Origin of the sequence: Bradyrhizobium sp. MOS003 (genome assembly GCF_003020125.1) — a bacterium.
Taxonomy (GTDB): Bacteria; Pseudomonadota; Alphaproteobacteria; order Rhizobiales; family Xanthobacteraceae; genus Bradyrhizobium.
In genome coordinates, this window is sequence record NZ_PYFW01000001.1 from 96850 (window position 1) to 110224 (window position 13375).

Annotated in this window: 13 protein-coding genes; 6 read left to right on the top strand and 7 right to left on the bottom strand. The window is 63.9% G+C overall.

The genetic code is table 11. The features are described from left to right. Positions 1-28: 28 nt before the first annotated feature. A complete protein-coding gene (locus tag C7G42_RS00495; RefSeq protein WP_106947166.1) occupies positions 29-664 on the bottom strand; it encodes a DapH/DapD/GlmU-related protein in 636 nt (211 codons plus the stop codon). Between the two features lie 131 nt (positions 665-795). Then, positions 796-1908, bottom strand: coding sequence for a 3-isopropylmalate dehydrogenase (leuB, locus tag C7G42_RS00500; RefSeq protein ID WP_106947167.1), 1113 nt, complete (start codon positions 1906-1908; stop codon positions 796-798). 221 nt (positions 1909-2129) lie between these two features. Between leuB and C7G42_RS00505 the strand changes: the two genes are divergently transcribed. After that, the gene (locus C7G42_RS00505; protein ID WP_106947168.1) at positions 2130-3332 is read left to right on the top strand and encodes a YbfB/YjiJ family MFS transporter; all 1203 of its coding nucleotides are present in this window, start codon (positions 2130-2132) and stop codon (positions 3330-3332) included. A gap of 106 nt (positions 3333-3438) precedes the next feature. On the opposite strand, the gene C7G42_RS00510 is transcribed toward C7G42_RS00505, so the two are convergent. From C7G42_RS00510 to C7G42_RS00525, 4 genes are all read right to left on the bottom strand, one after another. Continuing rightward, positions 3439-4221: a molybdopterin-binding protein gene (locus C7G42_RS00510; protein WP_106947169.1), complete on the bottom strand. Its 783-nt coding sequence runs from the start codon at positions 4219-4221 to the stop codon at positions 3439-3441. A gap of 70 nt (positions 4222-4291) precedes the next feature. Beyond that, on the bottom strand, positions 4292-4921 hold the full coding sequence (locus tag C7G42_RS00515) for a cytochrome b/b6 domain-containing protein (RefSeq protein WP_106947170.1): 630 nt from the start codon (positions 4919-4921) through the stop codon (positions 4292-4294). Between the two features lie 183 nt (positions 4922-5104). Then, positions 5105-5659: a fasciclin domain-containing protein gene (locus C7G42_RS00520; RefSeq protein WP_106947171.1), complete on the bottom strand. Its 555-nt coding sequence runs from the start codon at positions 5657-5659 to the stop codon at positions 5105-5107. Positions 5660-5962: 303 nt separating this feature from the next. After that, positions 5963-6724, bottom strand: coding sequence for an SDR family oxidoreductase (locus C7G42_RS00525; RefSeq protein ID WP_106947172.1), 762 nt, complete (start codon positions 6722-6724; stop codon positions 5963-5965). 85 nt (positions 6725-6809) lie between these two features. On the opposite strand from C7G42_RS00525, the gene C7G42_RS00530 reads away from it, so the two are divergent. Further along, positions 6810-8339, top strand: a complete 1530-nt coding sequence (locus tag C7G42_RS00530) for a malonate--CoA ligase (RefSeq protein ID WP_106947173.1) — start codon at positions 6810-6812, stop codon at positions 8337-8339. Positions 8340-8456: 117 nt separating this feature from the next. On the opposite strand, the gene C7G42_RS00535 is transcribed toward C7G42_RS00530, so the two are convergent. After that, complete coding sequence (locus C7G42_RS00535; RefSeq protein WP_106947174.1) at positions 8457-9317, bottom strand: sulfite exporter TauE/SafE family protein; 861 nt, start codon at positions 9315-9317, stop codon at positions 8457-8459. Between the two features lie 512 nt (positions 9318-9829). On the opposite strand from C7G42_RS00535, the gene sdhC reads away from it, so the two are divergent. From sdhC to C7G42_RS00555, 4 genes are all read left to right on the top strand, one after another. After that, entirely contained in the window at positions 9830-10228 is a 399-nt protein-coding gene (gene sdhC, locus C7G42_RS00540) for a succinate dehydrogenase, cytochrome b556 subunit (RefSeq protein ID WP_094890231.1), read from the top strand. Beyond that, complete coding sequence (gene sdhD, locus C7G42_RS00545) at positions 10225-10629, top strand: succinate dehydrogenase, hydrophobic membrane anchor protein (protein ID WP_106947175.1); 405 nt, start codon at positions 10225-10227, stop codon at positions 10627-10629. The genes sdhC and sdhD overlap by 4 nt, the downstream gene beginning before the upstream one ends. Before the next feature lie 3 nt (positions 10630-10632). Beyond that, positions 10633-12480 carry a succinate dehydrogenase flavoprotein subunit gene (sdhA, locus tag C7G42_RS00550; RefSeq protein WP_106947176.1) on the top strand — a complete coding sequence of 616 codons (1848 nt, stop codon included), beginning with the start codon at positions 10633-10635 and terminating at the stop codon, positions 12478-12480. A 101-nt stretch (positions 12481-12581) separates the two neighbouring features. After that, positions 12582-13364 (top strand): succinate dehydrogenase iron-sulfur subunit, encoded by a 783-nt coding sequence (locus tag C7G42_RS00555; RefSeq protein WP_106947177.1) that lies wholly within the window; start codon positions 12582-12584, stop codon positions 13362-13364. Positions 13365-13375 lie beyond the last annotated feature (11 nt).

Below are 13375 nucleotides of genomic sequence, written 5' to 3' on the forward strand. Positions count from 1 at the left end.
ATTTTTGTTTTTGCGAGGTGCGTCCTTCTTATGCGTTGGCTGCCGGATCATAGCGCCTGCAAAAGTCCTCAATCTCCTCGGAGCGAAAATCGCCCAGGCGCTCGAAGATGAGCTCGTCCGGCCAATCCCACCAGGCAATGCGGCGCAGGCTGTGGGCAACGGTATCGTCAAAGCGCTTGCGGATGGGGCGCGCGGGAACGCCGCCGACGATCGTGTAGGGCTCGACATCGCGGCTGACGACCGCGCCCGCCGCAATCACCGCGCCGTCGCCGACAGTCACGCCGGGCAGCAGGATGGCGGCGTGCCCGATCCAGACATCATTGCCGACGATGACGCGGTCGCCGCGACGGTCCGCGAAGAAGTCACGGTCGCGCGTCACGCCCGCCTCGTAATATTCCGGGCAATAGGTGAAGCGATGCTGCGACGGCCGGCCCATCGGATGATTGGGCGCACCGATCCGCACCGAATTGGCGATGGCCGTGAACTTGCCGATTTGCGCGTCGGCGACCTCGCAATTCTCGCCGAGATAGGAGTAGTCGCCGAGCGAGGCATATTCGATGCGGGTGTTGCCGAGAATTTCGCAGCGCCGCCCGATCTGCGCCTCGCGCTGGCGCACCGTGTCATGGATGATGGTTTCCGCGAGCTTGGGGCGGGGCGTGTCCATGATTTAGCTCCGGGAGCAGGTGCCGTAGGGTGGGCAAAGGCGCGAAGCGCCGTGCCCACCATCTCTGTTCAACAGTTAGGAAGTGGTGGGCACGCTTGCGCTTTGCCCACCCTACGAAAGCCGTGCAAACCTCACGCGTGCAGCTTTTGCAATTCCTTCAGGATCGCTTCGCCCATCTGCGTGGTCGAGGCGGCCGTGGTGCCCTCCGACTTGATGTCGGCGGTGCGCAGGCCGCTGGCGAGCACCGCGGCGATCGCGGCATCGACCTTGTCGGCGAGCGCGCCCATGTCGAAGGAATAGCGCAGCGCCATGCCAAAGGACGAGATCATCGCGATCGGATTGGCGAGGCCCTGGCCTGCGATATCAGGCGCCGAGCCGTGCACGGGCTCGTACAGCGCCTTGCGCTTCTTGGTCTTCACATCGACCTCGCCGAGCGAGGCCGACGGCAGCATGCCGAGCGACCCCGTCAGCATCGCGGCAATGTCGGACAGCATGTCGCCGAACAGATTGTCGGTGACGATGACGTCGAACTGCTTCGGCGCCTTCACCAGCATCATGCCGCCGGAATCGGCGAGCTGATGCTCGAGCGTGACGTCAGGGTATTCGCGCTTGTGGACCGCCGTCATGACCTCGTTCCAGAGCACGCCCGACTTCATGACGTTGCGCTTTTCCATCGACGTCACCTTGTTCTTGCGCTTCCGCGCGAGTTCGAAGGCGACGCGGCCGATGCGCTCGATCTCATAGGTGTCGTAGACCTGGGTATCGATGGCCCGCTTCTGGCCGTTGCCGAGATCGGTGATGGTCTTGGGCTCGCCGAAATAGACGCCGCCGGTGAGCTCGCGCACGATCATGATGTCGAGGCCTTCGACGGCCTCACGCTTCAGGCTCGATGCATCGGCCAACGCCGGGTAGCACACGGCGGGACGCAGGTTGGCAAACAGAGCCAGATCCTTGCGCAGCCGCAGCAGGCCGGCTTCAGGGCGCACCTCGTAGGGCACCGCGTCCCACTTCGGACCGCCGACCGCGCCGAAGATGATGGCATCGGCGGCAAGCGCCTTGGCCATGTCGCCCTCGGAGATCGAGACCTTGTGAGCGTCATAGGCGGAGCCGCCGACGAGGCCGGTGTCGGTCTCGAATTTGGCGATCCCGGCCGAATTGAGCCAGTCGATCAGCCGCTTCACCTCGCCCATCACCTCGGGGCCGATACCGTCGCCGGGAAGCAGCAGCAGTTTCTGGGTCGCCATGGTCGTGTCCTCAGTGTTTCCCTGTCATTGCCGGGCTTGACCCGGCAATCCATCGGTCTGCGACGATGATGGATGCCCGGGTCAAGCCCGGGCATGACGGGCAGGATGAATTTCGGCCGGATTGCTAGAGCGGCGTTGCGCGCTTGGCAAGACACCATTGCCGCGCCACGGCTGTGCAAGCCGGGCGGGGCCTGCCACAGTGGAGGCTGCCGGAGTATCCCTTGCACACCCCTGATCGCCCCCCGCCCGACGCACATCCTGCGCGGCTGATCCTGACCCTGTCGCTGGCGGCGACGGTGGGGCTTGGAATCGGCCGCTTTGCCTATGCCCTGGTGCTGCCGGACATGCGGGAGGACCTCGGCTGGTCCTACTCGGCAGCCGGATTCATGAACACCATCAACGCCGTCGGCTATCTCGTCGGCGCGCTGGTGGCCTCGCGCCTGATCCAGCGCGTCGGCTGGGCGGCCGCGATCCGCGGCGGAACGTTGGCCTGCGTCGCCGCACTCGCGACCTGCGCGCTGACGGGGAATTTCGTCGCGCTGAGCCTGGCGCGCCTCGTGCTGGGCCTCGGCGCCGCGGCCGGGTTCGTCGCCGGTAGCGCGCTCGCGGCAACCATCGCCCAGTCGCGCCCCGAGCGGGCCAATTTCCTGCTCAGCCTGTTCTATGCCGGGCCCGGCATCGGCATTCTGTCCTCCGGGCTGATCGCCCCGTTCACGCTGCAATATTTCGGGCCGGGCTCATGGTGGATCGTCTGGTGGGCGCTGACGCTGCTGTCCATCGCGATGGCGATCCCGCTGTTCCTGATTCGCATCGATAGCAGCGTCCGCTTCTCCGAAGGCAGCCACGCGTCGTTCGCAGTTTTCCCCGTGCTGATCTATCTCGCCGGCTACTTCCTGTTCGGCGCCGGCTACATCGCCTACATGACCTTCATGATCGCCTATGTGCGCGACGGCGGCGGCGGAGCCACAGCGCAGGCGGCGTTCTGGGGCCTGATCGGCCTGTCCGCTTTCGTCACGCCGTGGGCCTGGCGCGGCGTGCTGGCGCTCGATCGCGGCGGATTGCCCACCGCCATCATCCTCGGCACCAACGCACTGGGTGCGGCGCTGCCGATGCTCGGGCATTCGCCGGCGTGGCTCGCGGTCTCGGCGATCGTGTTCGGCGTCGCCTTCTTCGCCGTGGTCGGTTCGACCACCGCCTTCGTCCGCTTCAACTATCCACCGGCAATGTGGCCGACCGCAATCGCGGCAATGACGATCTCGTTCGGCGTCGGCCAGACGCTGGGGCCGATCGTGGTCGGCGCCATCACGGACGCGCTGGGTAGCTTGAGCTACGCGCTCAATGTATCGGCGGCATTGCTGGCGCTGGGGGCGGTCGCGGCGTTGTGCCAGCGGAAGGTGGGGCCGGCCAAGCAATCGGTGCCGTAGGGTGGGACAAAGGCGAACTTGTGCCGTGCCCACCATCTCTCTCGAATCGCAACAAATGCGTGGGCGCGCTTCGCTTTGCCCACCCTACGAAACTACGGCAGCGGTCCTAGCTCCCGCTGAACGAATTATACCCCTGGTCTTCCCAATAGCCGCCCTTGTAGTCGTTGGTGACTTCCATCGAGACGACGTATTTCGGGTTCTTGAAGCCGAGCTTTGTCGGCACGCGGATCTTCATCGGGAAGCCGTAGGCGCGCGGCAGGATCTCGTTCGCGTATTTGAACGTCATCTGGGTCTGCGGATGCAGCGCAGAGCGCATGTCCAGAGGCGAGTTGTAGCCGTCCTTGTCGGCGCACTGGAACCAGACGTATTTGGCGCGCGTGTCGGCACCGATCAGCTTGAGGAAATCGCGCAAGGGCGTGCCGGTCCAGCTGCCGATCGCACTCCAGCCCTCGACGCAGATGTGGCGGGTGATCTGCGAGACCTGCGGCAGCTTATACAGTTCGTCCAGCGTCCACGACTTCTTGTTGTCGACGAGGCCGCGCACTTCGAGCTTCCAGTCTGCAGCCGAGACGTCAGGCGCATCGTCGAGATCGTAATAGGCGTTGAACGGAAACGGCTTCGTGATCGCGCTCTCGGGAAAGGTCGGCGCCAGCGCATCGGGATTGAAGATGAAGGCCTGCACCGCGTCGTTGAATTTCGAGATCTGGGCCAGCATGTTTTCAGCCGAGGACGAATCGACCACGTCGCAGCCGGTGAGCAGCGTCAACGCGCCGAGGCTGGCGCCGCCCGCGATGAAGCGGCGGCGGGTGACGTCGGGCATGGTCTTGATGGAGTCCTTGATCAGCAGTCGCTTGTCGACGCCGGGGATCAGGAATGAACGCTTTGCCATGTTCTCCTCACATATCTACTTTGAGCATGATCTTGTCGGAAAACCGCTTCACACTTTTCCGGATCATGCTCTAGCGACCGATGATCATGGCGCGCAGGCTTTTTGGCACCAGCAGCGCGAGCAGGACGTGAACGACGAGGAACGCGCAGATCGCGGCCATGCAGAAGAAATGGATGTAGCGCGCGGTCGGGTAGTCGCCGAACAGCATGACGAGCCAGTGCAGCTGGACCGGCTTCCACATCCCCAAGCCCGTCAGCACGATCAGCACGCCGACCAGGATGATGCCGGCATAGAGCAGGCGCTGCACGTAATTGTAGACGGTGAGGTCGTCATGGCCGAGCTTGAAGGTCAGCGCAGCCCTGACGTCGTGGAGCACGCCCGACGGGGTGATTGGAAACAGCTTCTTGCGGAAGCGGCCGGTGACGAAGCCCGTGACGAGATAGGCGAGGCCGTTGATCATCAACAGCCACATCGCGGCAAAGTGCCAGAGCAGGCCGCCGCCGAGCCAGCCGCCGAGCGTGTACTCCCGCGGAAAACTGAAGCCGAACAGCGGCGAGGCGTTGTAGATCTGCCAGCCCGACAGGATCATCAGGATCATGGCCAGCGCGTTGACCCAGTGCATGACGCGGACCCAGGCCGGCTGGATCACTTTGGCCGCAGTGGCCCTGACTTGCTCGTCGGTGACTGTGAGGCTCGCCATGATGGTTCCGTCCTGGGGATCGTGTGTCGGCAATTATACGCCGAGCCGCCGGCTTTCGTTACGCCCTTCTCGGCCATTGAATCGATGCCGCCAGGCTATGGCGGTCACAAAAAAGCGAGCCGGGCACCCCCGGCTCGCCGTCTAGAAACATCCTGTTCGGGGATGAAACAGGCGCGTGCGGTGTTACGACGCCGGCATCAGCACGGTGTCGACCACGTGGATCACGCCGTTGGACTGGTTGACGTTCGGGATCGTGACGGTCGATGAACCGCCCTTGGCGTCGACGATCATGACGGAGCTGCCGGACTTCTTCACGGTGAGTTCCTCGCCCTCGGCGGTCTTCAGCTTCTGGCCGTCCTTGAGGTCGGAGGCCTCGAGCTTGCCGGGCACGACATGGTAGGTGAGGATCTTGGTCAGCGTCGCCTTGTTCTCCGGCTTGACCAGATTGTCGACGGTGCCGGCCGGCAGCTTGCCGAAGGCGGCGTTGGTCGGCGCGAACACGGTGAACGGACCCTTGCCTTCCAGCGTCGGCACCAGGCCAGCCGCCTTCACCGCCGCCACCAGCGTGGTGTGGTCCTTCGAATTGACCGCGTTCTGCACGATGTTCTTGGACGGGAACATCGCGGCGCCGCCGACCATGACGGTCTTCTCCTCAGCGCGGGCAGGCGCGACGACGGTCGCGGTGATGGTGAGGGCACTGAAGGCAGCGGCGGCGAGATATGCAATGCGCTTCGACATGGAGAAACTCCCGATTGGATTGTGACCGGCGATGGCCGGTCTTGAGTTGGGGCAACAACGTCGGCTGCGACCTTTTGGCGTGGAGCAGCAGCGCCGTCGTTGCACCGAACTACGGGAGCGTTCGCCGTGCGGTTTCGGGAAATAATTTATCGTGATGCGTGAAACTATGGAGGAGGGAGTTCGTGGGGTGCCTCCGCGCCGTCATTGCGAGGAGCGAAGCGACGAAGCAATCCAGACTGCCTCTGCGATCTCTGGATTGCTTCGCTTCGCTCGCAATGACGAGCTTGAAGCTAGGATCTCGTCTCAATCCCTGTTGTTCGGCGTCTGGATGAAGCCGCGATTATGCGTCGGACTGATCAGCACCTCGTTGATGCAAACGCGCGCCGGCATGCTCGCGATGAATGCGATGGTGCGGCCGAGATCTTCCGATTGCAGCATCTTCGCCTGCTCCTCCTCGCTCGGCACCACCGGACGCAGCTTGAGGATGGGAGTAGCCACCTCGCCCGGCATCAGGCAGCAGGCGCGCAGGCCGTTGACGCATTCGTCCATGTTGAAGGAATGGGTCAGCGCCAGCACCGCATGTTTGGTGGTGGTGTAGGCCGGCCCCGGCATCTTCGAGACGTGGCGGCCGGCCCAGGACGAGACGTTGATGATCGCGCCGTCCTGCTGCTTGCGCATCGTCGGCAGCACCGCGCGCATGCAATAAAGCACGCCGTTGAGATTGACCTGGACCAGCTGGTCCCAGCCTTGCAGTTCCATGTCCTTCCAACTGCGCTTGGGGACATTGATACCGGCATTGTTCACCAGCAGGTCGATGCGGCCGTGCTTTGCGACGATCTGGTCGGCCGCCTTTTGGGCTTCGGCGGCATTGGACACGTCGAGGGCGATGGCTTCCGCCGACCCGCCGGCCCCGGTAATCTTCGCCACCACGGCATCCAGCGCGTCCTTCCGCCGGCCCGACACCACCACCGTCCAGCCGTCGGCAGCCAGTGCCTCGGCGCCGGCCTCCCCGATCCCGCTGCCGCCACCCGTGACCCAGGCCACGCGTTTCCCGTTTTTTGACATGCAAACTGTCTCCGTTGCTTCATCGGGGCGGTTTTTGCTAATCCAGCCCTCGGTTTGACCGGCCTTCGCCGGCGAGGAATGTTGCATGAACACAGCTGCCAACGCCAATCTGTTTTCCCGCCTGTTCGACGGCCTCGACAACCCTGCGCGCCTCGCGATCGAGACGCATGACGGCGGCCACATCAGCTATGGCGACCTGATCGCGCAGGCCGGGCAGATGGCGAATGTGCTGGTCGCGCGCGGCGTGAAGACCGGCGACCGCGTCGCGGTGCAGGTCGAAAAGTCCGTCGCCAATATCGTGCTGTATCTCGGCACGGTCAGGGCCGGCGCGGTTTATCTGCCGCTCAACACCGCCTATACGCTGAACGAGCTCGACTACTTCATCGGCGATGCCGAGCCCTCGCTGGTGGTCTGCGATCCCTCCAAGGCCGACGGGCTCGCTGCGATCGCCGCCAAGGTGAAGGCCAAGGTCGAAACGCTCGGAGCTGACGGCAAGGGTTCGCTGACGGAAGCCGCCGACAAGGCGAGTAGCGACTTCGCGACGGTGCCTCGCGAAAACGACGACCTCGCCGCGATCCTCTACACATCGGGCACCACCGGCCGCTCGAAAGGCGCGATGCTGACGCATGACAATCTGGCGTCGAACTCGCTCTCGCTGGTCGACTACTGGCGCTTCACCGACAAAGACGTGCTGATCCACGCGCTGCCGATCTACCATACCCACGGCCTGTTCGTTGCGACCAACGTGACGCTGTTCGCACGTGCCTCGATGATCTTCCTACCGAAGCTCGACCCGGATTTGATCATCAAGCTGATGGCGCGGGCCACGGTGCTGATGGGCGTACCGACCTTCTACACGCGCCTGCTGCAGAATTCCGCGCTGTCGCGCGACACCACGAAGCACATGCGGCTGTTCATCTCTGGCTCGGCGCCGCTGCTTGCCGAAACGCATCGCGAATGGTCGGCGCGGACCGGCCACGCCGTGCTCGAGCGCTACGGCATGACCGAAACCAACATGAACACGTCGAACCCCTATGACGGCGAGCGCGTCCCCGGCGCGGTCGGTTTCCCGTTGCCGGGTGTTTCAGTGCGCGTGACCGATCCCGAGACAGGGAAAGAGCTGCCGCGCGAGGAAATCGGCATGATCGAGGTCAAGGGCCCGAACGTCTTCAAGGGCTACTGGCGCATGCCGGAGAAGACCAAGTCCGAATTCCGGCCCGACGGCTTCTTCATCACCGGCGACCTCGGCAAGATCGATAGCAAGGGCTACGTGCACATCCTCGGCCGCGGCAAGGATCTCGTGATCTCCGGCGGCTTCAACGTCTACCCCAAGGAAATCGAGAGCGAGATCGACGCCATGCCCGGCGTGGTGGAATCAGCGGTGATCGGCGTGCCGCATGCCGATTTCGGCGAAGGCGTTACGGCGGTGCTGGTCTGCAACAAGGGCGCCGATGTCACCGAAGCCGCCGTGCTGAACGCGCTCGACGGACGGATCGCGAAGTTCAAGATGCCCAAGCGCGTCTTCGTCGTCGACGAGCTGCCGCGAAATACGATGGGCAAGGTACAGAAGAACATCTTGCGCGATACGTACAAGGATATCTACGCGAAGAAGTGAGGGGGCCCCGCTCTATCGCCGTCATTGCGAAGAGCCCTTGCGACGAAGCAATCCAGAATCTTTCCGCGGAGGCAGTCTGGATTGTTTCGCTGCTCGCAATGACGGCGGACGCGGCGGCTACAGCCCACCCACCAAACTCAGCACAAACCTGCTGCCGACAATGAACAGATAACAGCCGAACGCCACCTCCAGCGTCCGCTTCGACATCGCATGCGCGGCTCTCACGCCCAACGGCGCGGTGACGAGGCTCATCGGCATCACCAGCACCGCGCCGATCAACGAGACGTAGCCGAGCGCGAACGGCACTTGCAGCGCTGCGACGGCCGGATAGTTCGCCGCCGCCGGCCAGCCGGCATAGATGTAGCCAAGCGCGCCTGGGATCGAGATCAACACCGCGAGCGCCGACGAGGTTGCCACCGCCTGATGGATCGGACGGCCGTAGAACGTCATCAGCAGATTCGAGAACAGGCCGCCGCCGATGCCCATCAGCGTCGACAGGATGCCGACGCAAAAGCCGTAGGCGCGCATCAGCGGGCCCTTCGGCAGGTCGTCGCCGAACTTCCAGCCTTCGCGCGCGAAGATGAGCCGCGCCGCCGCCGAATAGGCGACGGCAACGAACACGATCTTGAACAGCCGCTCGGGCGCGTAGCGCGCGACCACGCTGCCGGCGATTACGCCGAACACGATCGGCAACCACCACGCGCGCAGGATCGACAAATCTACGGCGCCGCGCTTGTAATGCGCCTGGAACGAACGGATCGACGTCGGGATGATCACCGCGAGCGACGTGCCGATGCAAAGCGGCATGCGCACCTCCAGCGGCACGCCGGCGATGCGAAAGCATTCGTAGAACACCGGCACGAGAATGGCGCCGCCGCCAATGCCGAACACGCCGGCCAGGAATCCCGAAAGCGCGCCGGTTGCGATCAGCAACAGCGCGAGCTCGACGATGTCCTTGATATCAAGCCCTGCAATCACCCCTGACCTGCCCCGGCGACTGGTCGCAACTCCTCCGAGACGCGGGTTCGAAGACGGCTGCGCCCGCAGCTGTAGGCGATCTGATGGGCCCGGTCGACGCTCGCAACGTTCTGGCTGGGGTGGGATGCGGGCCGCGCATATCCGCAACCGCAGCGGACAGAGTTGGCGCAGGGGAGACCGGATCGCGTCCACCCCAGGGGCGGCCGCGGCGACATAGAGCAATGGGCGGCAGCGACAGGCCCGGACGACGGTTAGAGGCGTTCCAATAGCGATTTCAATGCGCCTCGCACAGCTCATAAAAGAGTGAATTTGAATTCGTAGTTTGGCTGGCGGACCGACGCTCTGGTATACCAAGCCACTGATTGGCCTTGCTTCATCAAGGCCCTAGAGCTGAACCGCCGTTCGATTTATGTCAATTTGGAGATTGCGCAGGCCAAATCGACTCCGTAAATAGAGCCGACCTTTCCGATCCCCGCGCGCCCCTGCAGGGCCGCCATAAAACATCAAAGCCCATGACCGCACGGATCGAACGACCACTTTCGCCGCACATGCAAGTGTACCGCTGGACGTTGACGATGGCGCTGTCCATCATCCATCGCGCCACCGGCATCGCTCTCTATTTCGGAACCCTGCTGCTGGTCTGGTGGCTGGTTGCCGCGGCGTCCGGCCCTGCTGCTTACGCGCACGTTCAGGCCTTCGCCGGCAGCATCATCGGACGCCTGATCGTGTTCGGCTACACCTGGGCGCTGATGCACCATATGCTCAGCGGCATCCGGCATTTCATCTGGGACCTCGGCTACGGCTTCAAGGCCAACGAGCGGGAAGCGCTGACCTGGGGCGCCCTGATCGGCGGCATCGCGCTGACGGTGCTGATCTGGATCGTCGCCTATGCGAACGGAGGTGGCCGATGAGCACATCCGATACGCCGAAGCGCAGCCTGCGCACCCCGCTCGGTCGCGTCCGCAATCTCGGCGCCGCGCATTCCGGCACGTCCGATTTCTGGCGCCAGCGCATCACCGCCGTCGCCATGACGCTGCTGATGATTCCGGCGTTGGTGATCATCGTGATGCTGCTCGGCCGCAACCAGGTCTACGCTGCACAGACGCTGAGCTCCATTCCCGTCGCGGTAATCCTGCTCCTCTTCATCTTCGCCAGCGCCTGGCACATGAAGATCGGCATGCAGGTGGTGATCGAGGACTACGTCCATAACGAGAAGCTGAAGCTCGTCTCGGTCATGCTCAACAATTTCTTCTCGGTCGCCGTGGCGCTCGCCTCGACCTACGCGATCCTGAAACTTTCCTCCGGAGTGTAACCCATGGCAACCGGAACATCGTCCGCCACCAATGGCAAGGCCAACGGCGCTCCCGCCACGAACGGAAAAGCCTATCCGATCGAAGACCACACCTATGACGTCGTCGTTGTCGGTGCCGGCGGCGCGGGACTGCGCGCCGTGGTCGGCTGCAGCGAAGCGGGCCTGAAGACAGCCTGTATCACCAAGGTGTTTCCGACCCGCTCGCACACGGTCGCGGCGCAGGGCGGCATCTCCGCCTCGCTCGGCAACATGCACAAGGACGACTGGCGCTGGCACATGTACGACACCGTGAAGGGGTCGGACTGGCTCGGCGACCAGGACGCGATCGAATACATGGTGCGCAACGCGCCCGACGCGGTCTACGAGCTCGAGCATTGGGGCGTGCCGTTCTCGCGCACCGAGGACGGCAAGATCTACCAGCGCCCGTTCGGTGGCATGACCATGGACTTCGGCAAGGGCCAGGCGCAGCGCACCTGCGCCGCCGCCGACCGCACCGGTCACGCCATGCTGCACACGATGTACGGCCAGTCGCTGCGCCACGCCGCCGAGTTTTTCATCGAATTCTTCGCCATCGATTTGATCATGGACGACCAGGGCACCTGCCGCGGCGTCATCGCGCTCAAGCTCGACGACGGCACGCTGCACCGCTTCCGCGCCCAGACCGTGATCCTGGCGACCGGCGGCTACGGCCGCGCCTATGCGTCCTGCACCTCGGCCCATACCTGCACCGGCGACGGCGGCGGCATGGTGCTGCGCGCCGGCCTGCCAATGCAAGACATGGAGTTCGTGCAATTCCACCCGACCGGCATCTACGGCTCGGGCTGTCTCGTCACCGAGGGCGCGCGCGGCGAAGGCGGCTATCTCGTCAACTCCGAAGGCGAGCGCTTCATGGAGCGCTATGCGCCGTCGGCCAAGGACCTCGCTTCCCGCGACGTCGTCTCGCGCGCGATGACCATCGAGATCCGCGAGGGACGCGGCGTCGGCAAGAAGAAGGATCACATCTTCCTTCATCTCGACCATCTCGATCCCGCGGTGCTCGCCGAGCGGCTGCCGGGCATCTCCGAATCCGCAAAGATCTTCGCCAATGTCGACGTGACGCGCGAGCCGATCCCGATCGTGCCGACCGTGCACTACAACATGGGCGGCATCCCGACCAACTATCATGGCGAGGTGCTGACCAAGAAGGACGGCGACGACAACGCCATCATCCCCGGCCTGATGGCGATCGGCGAAGCCGCCTGCGTCTCCGTGCACGGCGCCAACCGCCTCGGCTCTAACTCGCTGATCGATCTCGTCGTGTTCGGCCGCGCCGCGGCACTCCGTCTCGCCGAGAAGCTGACGCCGAACGCCAAGCAGCCCGAGCTGCCGGCGAACTCGTCGGATCTCGCGCTGGGTCGCCTCGACCATTACCGCTACGCCTCCGGCGGCACGCCGACTGCGAAGCTGCGCGAAGGCATGCAGAACGTGATGCAGACCAATTGCGCGGTGTTCCGCACCGGCGAAGTCCTCAGCGAAGGCCAGAACCTGATCGAGAAGGTTCACAGCGGCATCACCGACATCGCGGTGTCCGACCGCTCGCTGGTGTGGAATTCGGACCTCGTCGAGACCCTCGAATTCGACAATCTGATCTCGCAGGCGGTGGTGACGATGAACTCGGCCGCCAACCGCACCGAAAGCCGCGGCGCGCATGCGCGTGAGGACTTCTCCGAGCGCGACGACAAGAACTGGATGAAGCACACGCTGGCCTGGCTGGAGGACTCCGGCAAGGTCAGGATCGAGTATCGCCCGGTTCACGACTACACCATGACCAACGACGTGCAGTACATCCCGCCCAAGGCGCGCGTTTACTGATTACTGCTCGTCATTGCCGGGCTTGACCCGGCAATCCATCCCCTAAAGATGGATGCGCGGGTCAAGCCCGCGCATGACGAAAGAAACCAGAGGCAGGACTAATGGTTGAATTCGCACTTCCGAAGAACTCCAAGATCACTGGCGGCAAGACCTGGCCGAAGCCCGCGGGCGCGACCGAGACCCGCGAGTTTCGCGTCTATCGCTGGAATCCGGACGACGGCAAGAATCCGAGCGTCGACACCTATTACGTCGACACCAATGATTGCGGTCCGATGGTGCTGGACGGCCTGATCTGGATCAAGAACCACATCGACCCGTCGCTGACCTTCCGCCGCTCCTGCCGCGAAGGCGTCTGCGGCTCCTGCGCCATGAACATCGACGGCCAGAACACGCTGGCCTGCACCCGCTCGATGCACGACGTGAAGGACGGCGCGGTGAAGATCAATCCGCTGCCGCACCAGCCGGTGGTGAAGGACCTCGTCCCCGACCTCACCAATTTCTACGCGCAATATGCCTCGGTCGAGCCGTGGCTGAAGACGACGTCGCCGACGCCGCAGAAGGAATGGAAGCAGAGCCACGAGGACCGCGAGAAGCTCGACGGCCTCTACGAGTGCATCCTGTGCGCCTGCTGCTCGACCTCGTGCCCGAGCTATTGGTGGAACAGCGACCGCTATCTCGGCCCCGCCGCGCTGCTCCAAGCCAACCGCTGGGTGTCCGATTCGCGCGACGAGGCAACCGGCGAGCGGCTGGACAATCTCGAAGATCCGTTCCGCCTCTACCGCTGCCACACCATCATGAACTGCGCCAAGGCGTGCCCGAAGGGACTGAACCCGGCCGAGGCCATCGCCGAGCTCAAGCTCAAGATGGTCGAACGCCAGATCTGATCAGCGTTGCG